Below are 18,937 nucleotides of genomic sequence, written 5' to 3' on the forward strand. Positions count from 1 at the left end.
AGACAGCGATGCAACCTCGTCAGGCCTACGAACGGGATCGCCACAAGAGGAGCCCGTCGGACCCCGACCTGCGTCTCAAAGCCAAGGACAGCTGGCTTTCCGTCAATCTCACGCCCCCCGACCGGGCCCACAGCAGCAGTCCGACCGTCCAGCTGCTGGCGAGCCTGCAGGACAGGCGCTTCAAACTGACGTACGAGATGTCCGGCGACATCATGGACGTGCGGGACAGACTGTCGAGTATTCAGCAGAGCCATGAGGTGAGCACCGAGCAGGCGCGGCGGGACACGACGGTTTCCACCACACCTGAGTTGCCCACGAAGTCCGTGACGACTGACCTCCAGGACGGTGTCATCGAGCTCCTGACATGTCAGTCGTTCCTTGACACGGCCTCGGCTCTGCGCGAGGTGGCGGACTTCGACAGCAGTCGGGGCAAAGAGCAAGACCTGTTGCTCGACAAGGTCGCCGACATGTACCGCTACTGGTTGACCGTGATCGTGGACCGGGTCCGGAATCGGCGCGATGGCGTGGACTTCATCCAGTCACTGCTGCGGTCGGATCTGGAGATCCTGGTCAACCTGGGTGTTCGGCTGGCCCGGGAACCCGCGGTCAGGCCGGCGCTGCAGCAGGAACTGGTCCGGGTCTACCGCCGCAACGAGTTGTCCTCCGAAACCAGGCGCCGTGCCTACAGCTCCATGCAGCCGACCACTCAGGCAGACGTGGTCAACACCGAGCCGTCCTCGGGGCCCTGACCGTACGCCGAGCGGCGAGCGCCCATGTGCGGGGCGGTTGTACCGGCTGCCGTTCTCCCGCCGCGTCGGCCGCGAGTCCTCGCTGACGATTTTCCGACGCTCCGCTTGCGCGGAAGGCAAAGCGAACCGCTGGGGCGCGGTCAGCCGGCGAGCGCCTTCCGGAGCCGTTCTGCCGCCGCCTCCAGCACGCCTGTCCGCTTGCAGAACGCGAAGCGGACAAACGGGGCGCCCTCCTCGCGGTGGTCGTAGAAGACGGCGTTGGGGATGGCGACGACCCCGGCGCGTTCCGGCAGGGCGCGGCAGAAGGCGAAGCCGTCCGTTTCCCCCAGGAGGCGGATGTCCGTGGTGATGAAGTACGTGCCCGACGGGCGGTAGACGCGCAGGCCCGCCTCCTCCAGGCCCGCTGCCAGCAGGTCCCGCTTGGCCAGCATGTCGGCGCGGAAGTCCGTGAAGTACGAGTGGGGGAGTGACAGCGCCTCGGCCACGGCGTACTGGAACGGGCCCGCCGAGACGTACGTCAGGTACTGCTTCGCCGAGCGCACGGCCGTGACCAGTTCCGGAGCTCCCGTGACCCAGCCGACCTTCCAACCGGTGAACGAGAACGTCTTGCCGCTGCTCGAAATGGTGACCGTGCGCTCGCGCATCCCCGGGAACGTCGCCAGGGGCACGTGCTCGGCGTCGTCGAAGACCAGGTGCTCGTACACCTCGTCCGTCACCACCAGCAGATCGCGTTCCACGGCCAGCTCGGCGATCGCGGCCAGCTCCTCGCGGGTGAGGACCGTGCCGGTCGGGTTGTGCGGGGTGTTGATCAGCAGCAGCCGGGTGCGGTCCGTGACGGCGTCGCGCAGCTCGTCCAGGTCGAGCCGGAACCGGCCCTCGTCCTCGTGCGCCCGCAGGGTGACCGGCACCCGGCGGCCGCCGGCCATCGCGATGCACGCCGCGTAGGAGTCGTAGTACGGCTCGAAGGCGATCACCTCGTCCCCGGGCTCCACCAGGGCCAGCAGGGCGGCGGCGATGGCCTCCGTGGCGCCCGCGGTGACCAGGACCTCCGTGTCGGGGTCGTAGGACAGCCCGTAGCGGCGCTGCTGGTGGGCGGTGACGGCGGTGCGCAGCTCGGGGACGCCGGGACCCGGTGGGTACTGGTTGCCGCGGCCGTCCCGCAGGGCCCGTACGGCGGCCTCCCTGATCTCCTCGGGGCCGTCGGTGTCGGGGAAGCCCTGCCCGAGGTTGATGGCGCCGGTGCTCAGGGCGAGGGCGGACATCTCGGCGAAGATCGTCGTCCCGAACTCGGCGAGCCGGCGGTTCAGGAGGGGGCGCGCACTGGAGGTCATGCCGGTCATCCTGCGCCGAAGCTCTGGAGTTCCTCAACTTTGTGTTGGCCCGGATCGGGGCCGGGCATCACCGCCTCACGCAAGAGCGAGGCGCCCACGGGGGGCCGCTTCGGGGGAACGAAAGGAGGGTGACGCCATGATCGTCGGCATCATCCTGGCGGTGGTCGGAGTGGTACTCGTCGGGGCGCTGGTCTCCCAGGCCCGCAGGGGCGGTACCCGGCGGACGACGCGTCGCGGGGCGTGGGCGTCCAGCGGTTCGGGCAGCGGCAGCCGCAGCAGTGACAGCGGCAGTGGCAGCTGGTGGGCCGGCGGGGGAGACTCCGGCTCCTCCGGCGGCGACGGACACCGCGGGGGGCACTCCTGCGGCGGCGGCTCGTCCTGCGGAGGCGGGTCGTCCTGCGGGGGTGGTGGCGGTGGCTGCGGCGGCGGAGGCAGCTGACCGACGTCGGCCGTCCTGACGACGGGGGAGCCGCAGCCACCGAGACGCGGGGTCCGCACCTGGGCGGGCCCCGCGTCGCCCTGTCCGCAGTTCCCGGACGGACGATCGCCCGAACGACTGTCGGGCCGCTGCGAGTGCATCCGGGCAACATTCCATGCCTGTAGGACAAGGTGCGCCTCGTGGGGCGGGGTTCGGGCGCGTCCAGCGCAACTGCGCCGCGCAAACGGCCCTTTCGGGCGGCGGCCGGAACCTCGGGCTCCCGTCCGTCCCGGCTTCCGGGCGGGTGGCACGGCGCACCGGCGCACGCCTCCCCGGCACCGGCGCACGCCGTAGTTGAACAGTTGAGCTGTGGAGCCCTCTGAGGGATGGAAACCCTACGAACTTGGGTAAAAACGCTGTGGCGGCGCCCCTGTTCATGATTCCCTCTAAGTCACCGACGCAGCCCCTCGGACGTCCTGCGGACACCTTCCCGAAACCCGCCGACCGGGCTGCCCCGGGCCGACATCCCCCGGTGCGACCGGGGCGCAGCGGAACCCTCTCCCTCTCCTTGTGTGCTTGCGGAGCCGATCCATGCTCACGACCCTGAACACCGCCTACACCGACACGCGCGCGGCCGATCTCGCGTGGTCCCTGGGGCGCGAGCCGCTTCCCGCACTGGCCGCGCTCGACCTCGAACTGGCGGACACCAAACTCCAGTTGCGACTCCTCGGCGCGTCCCACCAGGTCCTGCTGGAGGAGGAGCGGGGCATCTGCTCGGAGACGGTGGCGTGCATCGCGGGCAGCAGCACTCCGCTTCCGCTCGGCGTCGCCAAGCGCGTGGACGACTGGGAGTACGAGTTCGCGGCCCGGGTCGAGGTCCTCTCGCCCGGCTCCTTCGCAGGCCGTGCCCAGGAGTTGCTGGCCCTCGTCTCCGACCATCCGCACGGCCTCGCCGGCGTCTTCCCCGGCAGCCCGTACGCCTTCACGGCCCTGCTCGCCCAGCACCACGAAGGGCAGGTGCACTGGCGCACCTGGCACGCCTACCCGCAGGACGGGCAGTTGGTGGCGACCCGCACGAAGGTGGGGGTGCGCGTACCGGCTGGGGTTCTCGCCAACTGACCGCAGCCGGCCGGCCGCTGCCCGGCTGCCCGTCGGGCCGGGCCCGTCGAGCGGCATCCGTCGGGCCGGGCCCGTTGAACGGCATCCGTCGGGCCGGCCCGTCGAAAACCGCACGGGGCAAACCCCATCTCGTACCGATATCCGGCGTCTGTAAACCAGCACCACACGTGTGGGTGACGAACCGCAGTCGAGGCGTGACGTAACGTCGCAGCGTGATCGAGCCGCACGCGCCCGCCCCGCCCCGTTCGCAGGAGACCTGGAGCGCCCCGGGCGGCCCCGACGGCCCGGTGCGACTGCCCGTCCGGCCGGGCACCGGACGGTTCCTGGTCCTCGCGGGCGTGTTCGTCTGCGCGGCCTGCGGACTCGTGTACGAACTCGAACTCGTCGCGCTCGCCTCGTACTTGATGGGCGACTCCGTCACCCAGGCGTCCGTCGTGCTGTCCGTCATGGTCTTCGCGATGGGTCTCGGCTCCCTCGGCGCGAAGCGGCTGCGCCCGCTCGCCGCGGCCGGCTTCGGCGCCGTCGAGGCCACCCTCGCGCTCGTCGGCGGGTGCAGCGCGATGGCCCTGTACGCGGTGTTCGCCTGGACCGGCGACTGGGGCGGGGTGTGGGCCGACGGGCCACGCTGCCTGCTGGTCGCCTTCTCCCTCGCCACCGGCCTGCTCATCGGCGCCGAAGTCCCGCTGCTCATGGAGCTGATCCAGCGCATCCGCCGCCAGGACGCCGGTGGAGCGGTGGCCGACCTGTCCGCCGCCGACTACGTCGGTGCGCTCGTCGGCGGCCTCGCCTTTCCCTTCCTCCTGCTGCCGTTCCTCGGGCAGTTGACCGGCGCCCTGCTCACCGGCGCGGTCAACGCGGTCGTCGGCGCTGCGCTGGTGCTCGGCCTGTTCCGCCGGGACCTGACCCGGCGTGCCCGGTGGCTGCTGCTGCTCGGCAACGCCCTCGTCCTCACGATCCTCGCCACCGCCGCCGTCCTCGTCGACGACTTCGAACGGGCCGCGCGGCAGGCGGTCTACGGCGGGGACGTCCGCGTGGCGCTCCGGACCGGGGTGCAGGAGGTCGTCCTCACCGGCGGCACGCACGGGCGGCCCCTCGCCCTGTTCCTCGACGGGCGGCTGCGCGTCAGCGAACGTGACGAGCTGCGCTACCACGAGGCCCTCGTCTACCCCGCGATGAACGGGCCGCACGCGCGCGTGCTGATCCTGGGCGGCGGGGACGGCCTGGCCGCCCGCGAGGTGCTGCGCCACCCGGGAGTCGAACGGGTCGACGTCGTCGAACTCGACGCCGAGGTGGTCCGGCTGGCCCGCACCGACCCGGCCCTGTCCGCGCTCAACCAGCACGCGTTCGGCGACCCGCGGGTCCACGTGACGACCGACGACGCCTTCGGCCGGCTGCGCGGCGCGACCCCGGCGGCCTACGACGTGGTCGTCTCGGACCTGCCGGATCCGCGCATCACGGCGAGCACGAAGCTGTATTCACAGGAGTTCTACGGCCTGGCCCGGCGCGTACTCGCCCCCGGCGGCCGGCTCGTGGTGCACACCGGCCCGGTCGCGACCGGCCCCCGGGTCCACTGGACCGTCGAGGCGACCCTGCGCGCGGCCGGCTTCCGCACCGCCCCCTATGGCACGGGCGGCCGTCACACCGCTTCCGCCGCAGGGCCCGACCGCACCCCGGCCGACCGTTCCCGGGCGCCCCGGGACTGGGGGTTCGTCCTGGCCGCCCGCACGGAGCCGCGGCTGCGGCTCGACCCGGACGGGCCGCGGCCCCGTGTCCTGACGGAGGCCTTCCTCGCCGCGGGCGAGCGGGCGGCGCGCGGCACGCGGATCGCGGGGCTGCCGGCGTCGACGCTGGTGCACCCGCGGTACTGAGGGGCCCGAACCGACGGGCGGGCCGGGAGGATACGCCTGGTGGGGGTGGATCGGGCGTGAATCCCTCAGGCGGGGGTGCGTTTCGGGCTGCGCTGGGTAGAGTCCGTCGACATGGAGCACGAGGTGTTCGTTCCGGTTCCGGCGGAGCGGCTGAGGGAGGTGCTGGACGACCCCGCGCGGGTCGCCCGGGCCGTTCCCGGGCTCCAGCAGGACGCCGGCGCCGAGCCCGTCGTCGGGCGGCTGAAGATCCGGGTCGGCAGCCACTCCGTCACCTACCGGGGCGCCGTACGGGTCTCCCGGCGGGACGACGGCAGCTACACGGTCGAGGGCGAGGCGGAGGAGTCGCGCGGCAGCGGCTCGGTCGGACTCACCCTGCGGATCGCCCTGCGCGAGGCGGAGGACGGCTGCACCCTCACGTACGACGGCACGGCGTCCGCCGATGGACGGATCAGGGAGTTTCCCGCGGAGGCGGTGGAGGGCGCCGTCACCCGGCTGCTGAACCGTTTCGCGGAGCACCTGGCCACGGCGGCCACGGCGGCCACGGATGCCGCGAACGAAACGGACGGCAGGGACGGCACGGACGGCAGGGACGGCACGGACGGCACGCACGACGAGCGGGCCGGAGCCGGGGCCGGGGCCGAGGAGCAGGCCCCCGGCGACCTCGGCCTCACCGAGGAACCACCCGTCCCTGAGCGCCCCTCCGCCTTCGGTTCCGACCGCCCGGCCTCCTCCTACGGACCCGCGGACGATGAGGACCAGGGGGAAGAGGGGGACGAGGGGGACGAGGAGGACATCGCCGAGGCGGCGCACGCGCGGCGGACCATGATCGGACGCAGCGCCGAGGAGGTCGACCACTCGCCTCCGCGCGGGCGGTACGCGCCGGTGCCCGCGCCGCAGACCGTGTCGCCTCCCGCCCCGCTGCGCTGGGCGGCGCCCGCGGCGGCACTCGCGGTGGCGTCGGCCATCGTGGCGGTCCGGGCCCTGCGCCGACGCCGCTGAATCGCCCCGCCGCACGTGAGGCCCTCTTGATCACCGCAGTAGGGTCGTCCCGTGAGTGACGAAGACATCACGCTGACCGCGGGCGACGCGGAGGTGACCGTGCAGCCGGGCAACGGCGGCCGGGTCGGAGGGCTGCGGATCGGCGGAGTGGAGCTGCTCCGGCAGGGGGAGCGCTTCGGGTGCTTCCCGATGGTTCCGTGGTGCGGCCGGATCCGGGACGGACGGTTCCTGGACGGCGCCGAGGTGCGGCAGATGCCGCTGAACGCCCCGCCGCACGCCATCCACGGCACCGTCCGCGACCACGCCTGGCGCACCGCCCGCACGAGCACGAACGAGGCGGTCCTCACGTACGAGCTCGTGGACCCCTGGCCCCACCCCGGCCGGGTCACCCAGATCGTCGCGCTCACCGAGGACGCGCTGACGCTGAGCATGTCGGTCGAGACGTACGAGTCGTCCTTCCCGGCACAGATCGGCTGGCACCCCTGGTTCAACCGGAACCTCGGCGGCGAGGACGTCCAGCTCGACTTCGACCCCGCCTGGCAGGAGGAGCGCGGCGAGGACCACCTGCCCACCGGCAACCGGATCGACCCCGAGCCGGGCCCCTGGGACGACTGCTTCGGCATGCCCGGCGGCGTCGAGGCCACGCTCACCTGGCCCGGCCGGCTGGAGCTGAAGGTGACCAGCCGCGAGGAGTGGGTCGTCGTCTACGACGAGCAGCGGGAAGCCGTGTGCGTGGAGCCGCAGACCGGGCCGCCCGACGGCCTCAACACCCTGCCGCACCTGGTCACGCCCCTGGAGCCGCTGGAGGCCACCACCACCTGGACGTGGCGCCGCCTCTAAGCTGGGCGGCATGACGGACACTCGCGGCGCGCTGCTGCAGCAGATCAAGGACAAGGCCGTGGTGCACGGCAAGGTGACCCTGTCGTCGGGTCTGGAAGCCGACTACTACGTCGACCTGAGGCGCGTCACCCTCGACGGCGAGGCCGCGCCGCTGGTCGGGCAGGTGCTGCTCGACCTGACCGGCGAGCTGGACTTCGACGCGGTCGGCGGGCTCACCATGGGCGCCGACCCGGTCGCCGCCGCCATGCTGCACGCGGCAGCCGCGCGCGGGAAGCGCCTGGACGCCTTCGTCGTGCGCAAGGCCGCCAAGGCGCACGGCCTCCAGCGGCGCGTCGAGGGCCCGGACATCGCAGGCCGCCGGGTGCTGGTCGTCGAGGACACCTCCACCACCGGCGGCTCCCCGCTCACCGCCGTCGAGGCCGTGCGGGAGGCCGGGGCCGAGGTCGTCGCCGTCGCGACCATCGTCGACCGGGCGACCGGCGCCGCCGAGAAGATCCAGGAGGGCGCCGGGGTGCCGTACCTGTTCGCGTTCTCGAAGGACGAGCTGGGCCTCGACTGACCGGGTACTGACCAGGGCGTGGACGGTGGCCTGGACCTTCCGGCCAAGTCTGGAAAGATGGGGCCGACGATGACGTCGCACCCCAAGGTCTAGGTCAGGGCCGTTAGACACAGCAGTACGTCAACCCGCAGATACAAGGAGCGGACGCATGCCCATCGCAACTCCCGAGGTCTACAACGAGATGCTGGACCGGGCGAAGGCAGGAAAGTTCGCCTACCCGGCCATCAACGTGACCTCCACCCAGACCCTGCACGCGGCCCTGCGCGGTTTCGCTGAGGCGGAGAGCGACGGCATCGTCCAGATCTCCACGGGTGGCGCCGAGTTCCTGGGCGGTCAGTACAGCAAGGACATGGTCACCGGCGCCGTCGCCCTGGCCGAGTTCGCGCACATCGTCGCCGAGAAGTACCCGGTGAACATCGCGCTGCACACCGACCACTGCCCCAAGGACAAGCTCGACGGGTACGTACGTCCGCTGCTGGCGCTCTCCCAGAAGCGCGTCGAGGCCGGTCTGAACCCGCTGTTCCAGTCGCACATGTGGGACGGCTCCGCCGAGACCCTCGCCGACAACCTCTCCATCGCGCAGGAGCTGCTGGAGCAGGCCCGCGCCGCGAAGATCATCCTCGAGGTGGAGATCACCCCGACCGGTGGCGAGGAGGACGGCGTCTCCCACGAGATCAACGACTCCCTCTACACCACGGTCGACGACGCGATCCGCACCGCCGAGGCCCTCGGCCTCGGTGAGAAGGGCCGCTACCTGCTCGCCGCGTCCTTCGGCAACGTGCACGGCGTGTACAAGCCGGGCAACGTCGTCCTGCGTCCCGAGCTGCTGAAGGAGCTGAACGAGGGCGTCGCCGCCAAGTTCGGCAAGGGCTCCCCGTTCGACTTCGTCTTCCACGGCGGCTCCGGCTCCACGGAGGAAGAGATCCGCACCGCGCTGGAGAACGGCGTCGTGAAGATGAACATCGACACCGACACCCAGTACGCGTTCACGCGCCCGGTCGCGGACCACATGTTCCGCAACTACGACGGCGTCCTGAAGGTCGACGGCGAGGTCGGCAACAAGAAGACCTACGACCCGCGCACCTGGGGCAAGCTGGCCGAGGCGTCCATGTCCGCCCGTGTCGTCGAGGCCTGCGGCAACCTGCGCTCCACCGGCACGAAGATCAAGTAGTCCGGTCCGTTCGCCTGCGGAAGAGCCCGGCACCTCAGGAGGTGCCGGGCTCTTCCGTATGCTCCTATGCTCCCTGCATGCCCGATGTCCGGTTGGCCTCACCGCAGGGCAAGTGGATCCTGCTCACCACCGTCCTCGGCTCCAGCATGGCGATGCTGGACTCGACCGTCGTCAATGTCGCCCTGCCGCGTATCGGCCGCGACCTCGACGCGAACCTGTCCGCGTTGCAGTGGACCGTCAACGCCTACATGGTCACGCTGGCCGGGCTGATCCTGCTGGGCGGGGCGCTCGGGGACCGGTTCGGGCGGCGGAAGGTGTTCGTCGTCGGCGTGGTGTGGTTCGCGGTGGCGTCGCTGCTGTGCGGGATCGCGCCGAACGCGGGCGTCCTGATCGCCGCGCGGGCCCTGCAAGGGGTGGGCGGTGCGCTGCTGACGCCCGGGTCGCTGGCGCTGATCCAGGCGTCCTTCCACCCCGACGACCGGGGGCGGGCGGTGGGCCTGTGGTCCGGCTTCGGCGGGATCGGGGCGGCGGTCGGGCCGTTCGTCGGCGGCTGGCTGGTGGACGGGCCCGGCTGGCGGTGGGTGTTCCTGCTGAACGTGCCGGTGGCCCTGGTGTGCGTGCCGGTCGCCTTGCGGCACGTTCCCGAGTCGGGCGACCAGCGGGCCCACGGGCGGTTCGACGTGCTCGGGGCCGTGCTGGGGGCGCTGGCGCTCGCGCTGGTGACGTACGCCCTGATCGAGGCCGGCGGGGGCGGTGCGGTGGTGGCCGTCTCGGCGGTGGCCGGGCTGGCCGCGGCCGTCGCGTTCGTGCTCGTCGAGCGGCGCCGGCCCGATCCGATGATGCCGCCGGACATCTTCGCGTCCCGGCAGTTCACGGCCGTCAACGTGGTCACGCTGTGCGTGTACGCGGCCCTCGGCGGGTTCTTCTTCCTCGCCGCGCTCCAGCTCCAGGTCGTCGTGGGCTACTCGGCCCTCGCCGCCGGTACGGCACTGCTGCCGACGACCGTGCTGATGCTGCTGCTGTCCGCCCGGTCCGGGGAGCTGGCCGACCGGATCGGGCCGCGGATCCCGCTGACTGTGGGACCGCTGCTGTGCGCGGCCGGGATGCTGCTGATGCTGCGGGTGGGGCCGGGCGCGTCGTACGTGGCCGATGTGCTGCCGGCGCTGGTCGTGCTCGGGCTGGGCCTGGTCACGCTGGTGGCGCCGCTCACGGCGACGGTGCTGGGCTCGGTCAGCGTGGCGCGGGCCGGCCTGGCCAGCGGCATCAACAACGCGGCGGCCCGGGCGGCCGGCCTGATGGCGGTGGCGGCGCTGCCGCTGCTGGCCGGCATGGGCGAGGAGGCGTACCGGGAGCCGGCCGCCTTCGACACGGCGTTCGACAAGGCGATGGGGTGGTGTGCGGGGGCGATGGTGGCGGGGGCGGTGCTCGCGGCGGCCGTGGTCCGCAGGCCGCCCCCGGACTGCAAGCGGCCGGAGTGCCTGCGGCACGGCGGGGTGACGGCGCCACCGCTGGAGGGGGAGCCGGTGAGGAAGCGGTTGGGGTAGCCCGGGGTGCCGGCGGTGGGGCTCCGGCTGAGCGGGACCGGTGCCCGCGGCCGGGCGGGATGGCGCAGACTTGGGGCATGTCCATTCACGAGAACCTTCTCGGGGGCCCGCCCCCGACCCACCTCCCCGACGACCCCGGCCCGCGGGAGATGCTCGCGTCGGGTGCCGCGCCCGCCGAGGTCGCCGGTGCTCACCCCACCTCCTCGCTCGCCTGGGCGCAGCTCGCCGACGAGGCGTTCGAGCGGGGCGCGGCCGTGGAGTCCTACGCCTACGCCCGCACGGGCTACCACCGCGGCCTGGACGCGCTGCGCCGCAACGGCTGGAAGGGCCACGGCCCCGTGCCGTGGGAGCACGAGCCGAACCGCGGCTTCCTGCGCGCCCTGCACGCCCTCGCCCGCGCCGCCCAGACGATCGGCGAGCAGGAGGAGTACGAGCGCTGCTCCCAGTTCCTGAAGGACTCCTCCCCGACGGCGGCGCAGGTCCTCGGCTAGACACGCTCCGTGCACGCGAGGCCCGTCCGCGAAAGGCGGGCCTTGCGGTTTCGGGGGACGATTGCGGAAGATGCCCCTGGGGACCGGGGCCCCCGTGTCGGATTCGGCAGGGGCGGACCGCTACCCGGAGTTATACGCAGGAGACAGCGATGTCCCACGAGGCTCACGAGCCCGAGACCCCGCATCTCGACTTCCACGGCACGACGCCGTACGAGGACTACGTCAAGGCGGACGTACTCACCCACCTCCAGCACACCCTCTCCGACGACCCCGGAGAGATGGTCTTCCTGGTGACGACCCAGGTGATGGAGCTGTGGTTCACCGTCATCGTCCACGAGTGGGAGACCGCGGCGGGCGCGCTCAGGGGTGACGACATCCCCACCGCCACCGCCGCGCTCAAGAGGTCCGTCCGCGAGCTGGAGGCGCTCAACCACTCCTGGAAGCCGCTCGCCCAGCTCACGCCGGCCCAGTTCAACTCGTACCGCAGCGCCCTCGGCGAGGGATCCGGCTTCCAGTCGGCGATGTACCGCCGCATGGAGTTCCTGCTCGGCGACAAGTCCGCGTCGATGCTCGTCCCGCACCGGGGCGCACCGCGTGTGCACGCCGAGCTGGAGAAGGCGCTGCACGAGCCGAGCCTGTACGACGAGGTCGTACGGCTGCTGGCGCGGCGCGGGCACGACATCCCGGAGGCCGTGCTGCGGCGCGACGTCTCCCAGCGCTACGAGCCGTCGCCGGAGGTGGAGGCGGCCTGGACGGCCGTCTACTCGGGTGACGAGAGCGACGAGGTCGCCCGGCTGGGCGAGGCGCTGAGCGATGTCGCCGAGCTGGTGTGGCGCTGGCGCAACGACCACCTGGTCGCCACCCGCCGCGCGATGGGCGCCAAGACCGGCACGGGCGGCTCCGCCGGGGTGGCCTGGCTGGAGAAGCGCGCGCGGAAGAACGTGTTCCCCGAGCTGTGGACGGCGCGGTCCTATGTCTGAGCCGGCGGAACGCGCGCAGAAGCTGGACGCCGTCGACGAACTGGCCGCCAAACGCGCCGAGTTCGTCCTCGACGACGTGGTCTACCTCGACGGCAACTCGCTCGGCGCGCTGCCGGCCGTCGTCCCGGGCCGGGTGGAGGACGTCGTACGCCGGCAGTGGGGCGAACTGCGCATCCGGTCCTGGGAGGAGAGCGGCTGGTGGACGGCGCCCGAGCGGATCGGCGACCGGATCGCCCCGCTGGTCGGGGCGGCGCCCGGGCAGATCGTCGTGGGCGACTCCACAAGTGTGAACGTCCTCAAGGCACTCGTCGGCGCGGTGCGGATGGCCGGGGAGGGCCGTGACGAGCTCCTCGTCGACGCGACGACCTTCCCCACCGACGGGTACATCGCCGAGTCCGCCGCCCGCATGACCGGCTGCACCCTGCGCCCCGTGGCACCGGCGGACGTCCCGGGCGCCCTGGGTGACCGCACCGCCGTGGTCCTCCTCAACCACGTCGACTACCGCACCGGCCGGCTGCACGACCTGCCCGGTCTGACGGCCGCCGTGCGCGCGGCGGGAGCGGTCGCCGTCTGGGACCTGTGCCACAGCGCGGGCGCCCTGCCGGTCGGGCTGGACGAACACGGTGTGGACCTCGCGGTCGGCTGCACCTACAAGTACCTCAACGGGGGGCCCGGTTCACCGGCGTACCTGTATGTGCGGCGGGAGGTGCAGGACCGCTTCGACTCGCCGCTGCCGGGCTGGAACTCGCACGCCGAGCCGTTCGGGATGCGGAGCGACTTCGAGGCGGCCCCCGGCGCGCTGCGCGGCCGGGTCGGCACGCCCGACATCCTCTCCATGCTCGCCCTGGAGGCGGCCCTGGAGGTCTGGGACGGGGTGTCGGTCGAGGCGGTGCGGGCCAAGTCCCTCGCGCTGACGGACTTCTTCCTGGAGTGCGTCGCGGCGTACGTGCCCGAGGGCCGGGTGGAGTGCGTGACGCCGGTGGCGCACGGGGAGCGGGGCAGCCAGATCGCCCTGCGCTGCTCCCCCAAGCTCTCAACTTCGTTCGAGCAGGGAGGTGCCCCCATCGCCGGTGACGTGATGAAGCGGCTGATCGAGCGGGGTGTGGTCGGTGACTTCCGGGCCCCGGACGTGCTGCGCTTCGGCTTCACACCGCTGTACGTCGGGTTCGCCGACGTGGAGCGGGCGGCGCGGGTGCTGGCCGAGACGCTGGCCTGAGCGGTGGCGGCGGGGCCGGGACGCCCCTGTGGTGTTCCGGCCCCCGCCCTGTCCGTCCGTTCTTCACCCAGCGTGACATCCGCATGTTCGCGCATGTCATGCGCCTGGTACCGTCCCGGCCAACGGCGCGGCCTCAACGGGCTTGCCGCGTACGGTTCATCGCTGGAAGGTTGGAGCATGACGGACGACGTCGCAGCAGCACGGGCCGCTGCCGAGGAGAAGTCGGCCTTCTCCCACGCGCCCGTCGACCCCGACGCCACCGCGGCCTACGGCGACCACCCGGACCAGGTGATCGACTTCTTCGCACCGCGCCGGGCCGGTGGCCCCGGACCGGCCCCGGTCGTCGTCGTGCTGCACGGCGGCGCCTGGCGGGCGCCCTACGACCGGCGTCACATCAGCCCGTTCGCGGACTTCCTCGCCCGCCGCGGGTTCGCCGTGGCCAGCGTCGAGTACCGGCGCGGCGGGGACGGCGACCTGCTCGCGGGCCGGTGGCCCGACACCTTCGACGACGTCGCGGCGGCGCTGGACGCCCTGCCCGCGCTGGTACGGGAGTTGCTGCCGCAGGCCGACCCGCGCCGTACGGTGCTCACCGGCCACTCGGCGGGCGGGCACCTCGCGCTGTGGGGTGCCGCCCGGCACGTCCTGCCGGCCCACTCGCCCTGGCGCAGCGGCAGTCCGGTGACCCTGCGCGGCGTCGTCGCCCTCGCCCCGATCGCGGACCTGGCGATCGCCGACAAGCTGGACGTGTGCGGGGGCGCCGCGCGTCAACTCCTCGGCGGGGACGAGCACTTCGCCGAGCGCCAGCCGTACGCGGACCCGGCGCTGCTGCTGCCCACGGGCATCGCCACCACCCTCGTGCAGGGCCGCGCGGACCTCGACGTGCCGCAGCCGGTCGCCGAGTCGTACGCGGAGGCGGCGGCGAAGGCCGGGGAGATGGTGGGGGTGACGCTGCTGGAGGGCGTGGGGCACTTCCCGCTCATCGACCCGGCGGCCGACGCGTGCGCGGTGGCGGTGGAGGAGATCGCGCAGCTGGCCTGGTGAGCGGCAGCTGCCTGCCTCAGGGGTCTGCCCCTTGAGGTCTGCCCCTTGAGGTCTGCCCCTTGAGGTCTGCCCCTTGAGGTCTGCCCCTTGAGGTCTGACACTCAAAGTCTGCCCCTTAGGAGGGGCTCCCGGTCATACCCGTAGTACCTGAGAGCTACTCCGCAGGTGAGTTCCCCGGTGTGACGCGGACGAGGTGCCGCGCTCCGTAACTTCCCTTCCACGCAGACCCGATGGCCGGGTGCGCTGGAGGGGGACGACCATGGGGTCCGCACCGCAGTACCGCCGTGCCGGCGACGGCGGTGGACGCCGCGCCGGCCGATGGCGCCGAGCCGTGCTCGCCGCCCTCGTCACCGGTGCGGTGGTCGTCCCCCTTTCCGGAGCCGTACGACCGCAGACCCCGGCACCGGCTCCCGCCTCCCTCGCACCCCTCACCGCGTCGACGCTCGACGAGGCGTACGCGGCCAACCGGGCCAACGCCGCCGAGGCGGCCCGTACGGCCGCCGCCCACCACGACCGGGACCGCGCCGCGACGGACCGTCGTCTGGCCGCCCAGGGGCGGCACCTCCTGCGGTTCGACGGCCGCGGCTCCGGCCGGGTGACGGAGGTGTTCGGCGACCTCGCCCGGGCCGACCGCATCGCCGTCCTGGTCCCCGGATCCGACACGAGCCTCGACACCTATGGCCGGTTCCACGCGGCGGCGGCCGCCCTGCACCGGCAGCTCGACCGGCAGGCCCCCGCGGGCACGCGCACCGCGGTCGTGGCCTGGCTGGGCTACGAGACGCCGGGCACGGTCAGCACGACCGTCACGACGACCGGCAGGGCGGAGCAGGCGGCCCCGCGCCTGCGCGCGCTCGTCGCCGACCTGCGGGCCATAGCGGGCGCGGGGCCGCGCATATCGCTGCTGTGCCACTCGTACGGCTCGGTGGTCTGCGGCCGTGCCGCAGCCGGGCTCGCCGTCGACGACATCGCGCTCGTCGGCAGCCCGGGCACGGGTGCCGACACCGCCGCCGGTCTGCACACCCGGGCCCGCGTCTGGGCGGCGCGGGGCGGCGACGACTGGGTGGAGAACGTCCCGCACATCGACCTGGACCTGTTCGGCACCACGGTCGGCTTCGGCACCGACCCCGTCACCCCGGCCTTCGGCGCCCGGGTCTTCACGGCGGGCGACGGCGGCCACAGCGACTACTTCAGACCCGGCTCGGCCTCCCTGACCAACCTGGCCCGGATCGTCCTGGGCGAGACCAAGGCGGTGACCCATGACTGACATCGGCGTACGCGCCCTGCGGCAGGGAGTGCGTCGTGGCGCCGACCGCATCGGCGCGGCCACCCCGCCCGGGCGGGACCGGGCCGTGGACGCCCTGCGGGCCGCCGCCGTCCTCGGCGTCGTCCTGGGGCACTGGCTGGTCACGGCCCTGGTCTCCGACGGCCGCACCCTGCGCACGGCAAGCCCCCTGCATGACATGCCCTGGCTGACGCCCGTCTCCTGGATGTTCCAGACCCTCGCCGTGTTCTTCCTGGTCGGGGGCCATGTCGCCACCCGCAGTCATGCCTCGGCCCGGGCCCGCGGCGTCCCGTACCACCAGTGGCTGACGGCCCGGCTGGCCCGGCTGTTCAAGCCGGTCGCCGCCGTCCTCACCCTGTGGACGGTCGCCGCCGTAGCGCTGCTGCTGTCGGGCACCGAGTACGGCACCGTCCGCACGCTGGTGAAGCTCGCCCTGTCCCCCCTGTGGTTCCTCGTGGTGTTCGCGGGCCTGACGGCGGCGACCCCGCTGCTCACCCGGCTCAACCCGCTCTGGCCGCTGGCCGTCGTCCTGCACGTGGACCTGCTGCGCTTCGGCCTCGGCGGACCCGCCTGGCTGGGCTGGGTGAACGTGGCGGCCGCCTGGATGGTGCCCTACACGCTGGGCGCGGCCTGGACCCGCGGCGAACTGGAGCGCCGGCGTGCGGGCTGGGTCCTGCTGGGTGCCGGGGCGGCGGCGACCGCGGCCCTCGTGGTGTGGGCGGGCTATCCGGCGTCCATGGTCGGCGTCCCGGGAGACGGCATGTCCAACCTGGACCCGCCGACGCTGGCCGTCGTCACGTTCGGCCTGGCCCAGTGCGGTCTCGCCCTGCTGCTGCGCGAGCGGCTGCGCCGGGCGATGCGCCGGCCGGTGGCGTGGGCGGCGGTGGCGCTCGTCAACCTCTCCGTGATGACCGTCTTCCTCTGGCACCAGACGGCCCTGATGGCCACCACGGCCACCGGCCTCCTCGCCGGCCGGCTCCCCGGGCTGCACACCCGGCCCGACGACCTGGGCTGGGTCGGGGCGCGGCTGCTGTGGCTGCCTGTGTTCGCGCTGGCCCTCGCGGTCTGCTGGGCCGCGTTCCGCTCCTTCGAGCGAGGCGGCAGCGGCCGGGGCCGCAGATCCCGGGTGGTGCGGGCGCACCGTCCGTCCGACCGGGGCGCAGCGGCGAAGGCGCGTCATGTCTAGGCTGGGCCGTGTGACGGACACGGGGGTGGGCCGCGCGCTGCGGGCGCGCGTCGGGAACTGGCTGCGGCTGCTGCGCCAGGACCTGTGGACCGTCCGGGTGGATCCCTTGCCGCCTTCCACGTGGCTGCGCTGGCTGCCGCACGGGCTGGTGTGCCTGGCCGCCTTCGGCATCACGCTCGGCGACGCCGCCCAGCTCAACGACAACGGGCATCTGGACGCCGGGTACGCGTTTCTGCTCGCGCTTGGGCACGGCGTCGCGGTGCTCCTCGCGATGTGGCGGCCGGTTCCTGCCTGGTGGCTGTCCACGGCAGTCACCGCGGTGACCGCCGTCTCGGTGTACGCCCGGATGGAGCCGGAGTACTCGTTCACCTGGCCGTGGACCGCGGCCGGGATCATCGCCCAGCTGCTCGTCATGCTGTTGCTGGCCCTGCGGGTGCCCACCCGGGTCTCAGCGGAGGCCCTCGCAGTGACCGTGCTGGTCACCCTGCTCCTTGAGGAAGGGGCGGACTCCGGCACGCAGTACCAGCCCACGGGGGTGCTCGCGCTCTCCCTGTTCACCGTCGTCGTCATACTCGGCACCGCCCTGCGCGGCCGCCGCGAGGCCCGCAGGGAACTGGTCGAGCAGACCACGCTCACCGCCGAGGAGCGCACCCGGCGCACCCTGCTGGAGGAGCGCAGCCGCATCGCGCGGGAACTGCACGACGTGGTGGCCCACCACATGTCGGTCATCTCCATCCAGGCGCAGGTCGCCCCGCACCTCGTGGAGAACCCGCCCGACGAGCTCAGGGAGAACCTCGCGGGCATACGGCAGAACGCGCTGGAGGCGCTGACCGAACTGCGCCGCGTACTGGGCGTGCTGCGCTCGGAGCACCCCGGGCCGGGGGAGCCGTTCGGCGACGCGGGTGACCAGAGCACACCGCACGCCCCGCAGCCCACGCTCGACCGGCTCGACGCGCTGGTGGAGAACACCCGGGCGGCCGGGCGCGAGGTCGTCACCGACATCCGGGGCGAGCGGCGTCCGCTGCCGCCCGGCGTGGAGCTGTCGGCGTACCGGATCGTGCAGGAGGCGCTGAGCAACGCCCTGCGGCACGCGCCCGGCGCGCGGATCACGGTCCGTCTCACCTACGAGCCGAACGGCCTGGAGGTGGAGATCGTCAACGGCCGCCCGACCGGGCCGCCACCGCCGTCGACGGGGGCGGGCCACGGGCTGCTCGGCATGCGGGAGCGGGTCGCGATGCTCGGGGGCACCATGACGGCGCACCGGTGGCACTGGGACGGTTTCAAGGTCACCGCCTTCCTCCCGGAGACCCCGCCCGCGGACACCCCGGGCACCGACCATCCGACGGCCCGCAGGAAAGGGACCTCATGACGAGCGGCACCGGCAAACCCATCCGGGTTCTCATCGTCGACGACCAGGCGATGGTCCGGCAGGGCTTCACCGTGCTGCTCGGCATACAGCCCGACATGGAGGTCGTCGGCGACGCGAAGAACGGTGAGGGCGGCATCGCCCTGGCGGCGGAGCTCACCCCGGACGTCGTCCTGATGGACATCCGCATGCCCGGGATCGGCGGCATCGAGGCCACCCGGCACATCACCGCCGCGCACCCGGACATGCGGGTGCTGGTGCTCACCACCTTCGACCTCGACGAGTACGTGTACGACGCGCTGCGCGCCGGAGCCTCCGGGTTCCTGCTGAAGGACGCGTCGTCGGAGCAGCTCGCCGAGGCGGTCCGGGTGGTCGCGGCCGGGGAGGCACTGCTCGCCCCGGTCATCACCCGCAAACTGATCGCCGAGTTCTCCCGGCTCGACGGCAAGCCCCGCGCCCCGCTCAGAGAACGCGTCGGCGACCTGACCGAGCGGGAGACGGAGGTGCTCGCGCTGATCGCCCAGGGCCTGTCCAACGCGGAGATCGCCCGGCACCTGTTCGTGGCCGAGCAGACGGTGAAGACCCACGTGGGCCGGATCCTGGTGAAGCTGGGCCTCAGGGACCGCACGCAGGCGGCGGTGTTCGCCTACGAGTCGGGGCTGGTGCGGCCCTCGGGGTACTGAGGGGTGGCCGACGGGGCCCCGTAGTACCTGAGAGGGACGCCGAGGAACCCCTCTCCAAGGGGACGACCGGGGCCGGGGGGCCGCATACCGTTCT

At 72.9% G+C, this 18,937-nt stretch carries 18 protein-coding genes; 17 read left to right on the top strand and 1 reads right to left on the bottom strand.

Annotated elements, in window-relative coordinates:
* Nucleotides 1–8 precede the first annotated feature (8 nt).
* The gene (locus tag AB0E85_RS24000) at nt 9–749 is read left to right on the top strand and encodes a hypothetical protein (protein ID WP_361930637.1); all 741 of its coding nucleotides are present in this window, start codon (nt 9–11) and stop codon (nt 747–749) included.
* 140 nt (nt 750–889) lie between these two features.
* Here AB0E85_RS24000 and AB0E85_RS24005 read toward each other — a convergent pair whose 3' ends face one another.
* Complete coding sequence (locus tag AB0E85_RS24005; protein ID WP_361930640.1) at nt 890–2,089, bottom strand: pyridoxal phosphate-dependent aminotransferase; 1,200 nt, start codon at nt 2,087–2,089, stop codon at nt 890–892.
* A gap of 127 nt (nt 2,090–2,216) precedes the next feature.
* Between AB0E85_RS24005 and AB0E85_RS24010 the strand changes: the two genes are divergently transcribed.
* From AB0E85_RS24010 to AB0E85_RS24085, 16 genes are all read left to right on the top strand, one after another.
* Nucleotides 2,217–2,519: a hypothetical protein gene (locus AB0E85_RS24010; RefSeq protein WP_361930643.1), complete on the top strand. Its 303-nt coding sequence runs from the start codon at nt 2,217–2,219 to the stop codon at nt 2,517–2,519.
* 570 nt (nt 2,520–3,089) lie between these two features.
* On the top strand, nt 3,090–3,617 hold the full coding sequence (locus AB0E85_RS24015; protein WP_361930646.1) for a DUF2617 family protein: 528 nt from the start codon (nt 3,090–3,092) through the stop codon (nt 3,615–3,617).
* Nucleotides 3,618–3,829: 212 nt separating this feature from the next.
* Nucleotides 3,830–5,485 (top strand): polyamine aminopropyltransferase, encoded by a 1,656-nt coding sequence (locus AB0E85_RS24020; RefSeq protein WP_361930649.1) that lies wholly within the window; start codon nt 3,830–3,832, stop codon nt 5,483–5,485.
* 111 nt (nt 5,486–5,596) lie between these two features.
* Complete coding sequence (locus AB0E85_RS24025) at nt 5,597–6,484, top strand: SRPBCC domain-containing protein (RefSeq protein ID WP_361930652.1); 888 nt, start codon at nt 5,597–5,599, stop codon at nt 6,482–6,484.
* Between the two features lie 51 nt (nt 6,485–6,535).
* The gene (locus AB0E85_RS24030) at nt 6,536–7,324 is read left to right on the top strand and encodes an aldose 1-epimerase (protein ID WP_361930654.1); all 789 of its coding nucleotides are present in this window, start codon (nt 6,536–6,538) and stop codon (nt 7,322–7,324) included.
* Between the two features lie 10 nt (nt 7,325–7,334).
* Nucleotides 7,335–7,883, top strand: a complete 549-nt coding sequence (pyrE, locus tag AB0E85_RS24035) for an orotate phosphoribosyltransferase (protein WP_361930657.1) — start codon at nt 7,335–7,337, stop codon at nt 7,881–7,883.
* A 148-nt stretch (nt 7,884–8,031) separates the two neighbouring features.
* Complete coding sequence (gene fbaA, locus AB0E85_RS24040; protein WP_033310132.1) at nt 8,032–9,054, top strand: class II fructose-bisphosphate aldolase; 1,023 nt, start codon at nt 8,032–8,034, stop codon at nt 9,052–9,054.
* Nucleotides 9,055–9,131: 77 nt separating this feature from the next.
* A complete protein-coding gene (locus AB0E85_RS24045; RefSeq protein WP_361930660.1) occupies nt 9,132–10,598 on the top strand; it encodes an MFS transporter in 1,467 nt (488 codons plus the stop codon).
* A gap of 77 nt (nt 10,599–10,675) precedes the next feature.
* Nucleotides 10,676–11,089, top strand: coding sequence for a DUF3151 domain-containing protein (locus AB0E85_RS24050; RefSeq protein ID WP_361930663.1), 414 nt, complete (start codon nt 10,676–10,678; stop codon nt 11,087–11,089).
* Nucleotides 11,090–11,238: 149 nt separating this feature from the next.
* Nucleotides 11,239–12,069: a tryptophan 2,3-dioxygenase family protein gene (locus AB0E85_RS24055; RefSeq protein ID WP_361930666.1), complete on the top strand. Its 831-nt coding sequence runs from the start codon at nt 11,239–11,241 to the stop codon at nt 12,067–12,069.
* Nucleotides 12,062–13,285, top strand: coding sequence for a kynureninase (gene kynU / locus AB0E85_RS24060; protein WP_361930669.1), 1,224 nt, complete (start codon nt 12,062–12,064; stop codon nt 13,283–13,285). The genes AB0E85_RS24055 and kynU overlap by 8 nt, the downstream gene beginning before the upstream one ends.
* A 177-nt stretch (nt 13,286–13,462) precedes the next feature.
* Nucleotides 13,463–14,326, top strand: a complete 864-nt coding sequence (locus AB0E85_RS24065) for an alpha/beta hydrolase (RefSeq protein ID WP_361930672.1) — start codon at nt 13,463–13,465, stop codon at nt 14,324–14,326.
* Between the two features lie 259 nt (nt 14,327–14,585).
* On the top strand, nt 14,586–15,590 hold the full coding sequence (locus AB0E85_RS24070) for an alpha/beta hydrolase (protein ID WP_361930675.1): 1,005 nt from the start codon (nt 14,586–14,588) through the stop codon (nt 15,588–15,590).
* The gene (locus AB0E85_RS24075) at nt 15,583–16,794 is read left to right on the top strand and encodes an acyltransferase (protein ID WP_361930678.1); all 1,212 of its coding nucleotides are present in this window, start codon (nt 15,583–15,585) and stop codon (nt 16,792–16,794) included. Before AB0E85_RS24070 ends, AB0E85_RS24075 begins: the two co-directional genes overlap by 8 nt.
* Nucleotides 16,787–18,163: a sensor histidine kinase gene (locus AB0E85_RS24080; RefSeq protein ID WP_361930680.1), complete on the top strand. Its 1,377-nt coding sequence runs from the start codon at nt 16,787–16,789 to the stop codon at nt 18,161–18,163. The genes AB0E85_RS24075 and AB0E85_RS24080 overlap by 8 nt, the downstream gene beginning before the upstream one ends.
* Nucleotides 18,160–18,843 carry a response regulator transcription factor gene (locus tag AB0E85_RS24085; protein ID WP_361930683.1) on the top strand — a complete coding sequence of 228 codons (684 nt, stop codon included), beginning with the start codon at nt 18,160–18,162 and terminating at the stop codon, nt 18,841–18,843. Before AB0E85_RS24080 ends, AB0E85_RS24085 begins: the two co-directional genes overlap by 4 nt.
* The last annotated feature ends 94 nt before the right edge of the window (nt 18,844–18,937 follow it).

The sequence above is a fragment of the Streptomyces sp. NPDC029044 genome (assembly GCF_040637495.1).
Lineage (GTDB): Bacteria > Actinomycetota > Actinomycetes > Streptomycetales > Streptomycetaceae > Streptomyces.